This window comes from Arthrobacter sp. Dra40, from assembly GCF_059091905.1.
Window position 1 is genome coordinate 1 of the sequence record NZ_JBNHHB010000472.1, and the last position, 1564, is coordinate 1564.

Annotated in this window: 1 protein-coding gene; it reads right to left on the bottom strand. The window is 63.2% G+C overall.

Going from position 1 to position 1564, the window contains the following annotated elements; translation table 11 throughout:
* On the bottom strand, positions 1 to 1210 hold a 1210-nt coding region (locus AC5RWT_RS37305; RefSeq protein WP_494084603.1), incomplete at its 3' end, for a glyceraldehyde-3-phosphate dehydrogenase.
* Positions 1211 to 1564: the final 354 nt, after the last annotated feature.

The window sequence follows — 1564 nt, forward strand, 5'->3', positions numbered from 1 at the left end:
AGTTCAGCGACATGCCGCGCAGGTACTCGTTCAGGCTTTCCTTGGTGGCGTCCTGCTCCAGGTTCAGGTTCAGGATGGCCATCGAAACGTCCGGGGTAGGCACGCGGATGGCGTTACCGGTGAGCTTGCCCTCCAACTCCGGCAGCGCCTTGGCCACGGCCTTTGCGGCGCCGGTCTCGGTCAAAACCATGTTCAGCGCGGCCGAGCGTCCGCGGCGCGAACCCTTGTGGAAGTTATCGATCAGGTTCTGGTCGTTGGTGTAGGAGTGCACGGTCTCTACGTGGCCGTGGATGATACCGAACTTGTCGTTCAGCGCCTTGAGAACCGGGGTGATGGCGTTGGTGGTGCAGGAGGCGGCGGAGACGATCTTGTCTTCGTCAGTGATGTCTGCGTGGTTCACACCGTGGACGATGTTCTTCAGGTTGCCCTTGCCAGGCGCGGTGAGGAGCACCCGGGACACGCCGGGGCACTGCAGGTGCTGGGACAGGCCGGCCTCATCACGCCACTTGCCCGTGTTGTCCACCACGATGGCGTCCTTGATGCCGTACTGGGTGTAGTCAACGGAAGCAGGGTCATTGGAGTAGATGAACTGGATCAGCGTGCCGTTGGCCTGGATAGTGTTATTTTCTTTATCCACGGAGATGGTGCCCTCGAACGGACCGTGCACGGAGTCGCGGCGCAGCAGGCTGGCGCGCTTGACCAGGTCGTCGTCGCTGCCCTTGCGCACCACCACGGCGCGCAACCGCAGGCCGTGTCCGCCACCGGAGTGGCCCACCAGGATCCGGGCGAGCAGGCGGCCGATGCGGCCGAAGCCGTAGAGCACTACGTCCGTGCTGGTGCGCTCGTCTGCTCCGCGCCTGCCAACGATATCGGCCAGCTCGGTGCGCACGAAGTCCTTCAGCTCGGCGCCGGCGCCCTCGTTCTTGAACTTCACCAGCAGGCGGGCCAAGTCCACGGAACCGGCGCCCAAATCCAGCTCGCTCATCGCCTGCAGCACCGGGAAGGTCTCTTCGAGCGGCAGTTCGGCGTCGTCAATCTGACGGGCGAAACGGTGGGCCTTCAGGATGCCCACCACCGACTGGTTAATGAGGCTACGCCCGTGGATGGAAGTGACTACGTTGTTTTCGCGGTACAAACGCCCGATCATGGGGATCATCGCTTCGGCAAGTGCCTCGCGGTTGCTCCACGTATCCAGGGCCGACTCTGACATCTGGTTCACAGAATTACCTTCCTAGATCAGCCGGGCTCTCCCTCGAGGCCGGTTGTCACCGCCGTGTATTTTCACGACGACGCCGCCGGAGCCAAACTTTCATCCGTTCTGGCGGCACGCCACCGCCAAGTGCCGGCGGGAAGCTTGCGGGTTTGCAACATCTCGTCGCCGACTCTCGTTCGGCGGCGGATGTGCCTACCCACTGTCCATTCTAGAGACTACCCGCGGCACCAACGTACCGTTACGCGTGAACTGCCTCACAGGCCGGGAGGGCTGGCCAGATGGTCCCGAAGCGCTCAGACCACCGGCGATGCTCCCCACTGAGGGAAACACCGCCGTCTGTTGTTCCCATGG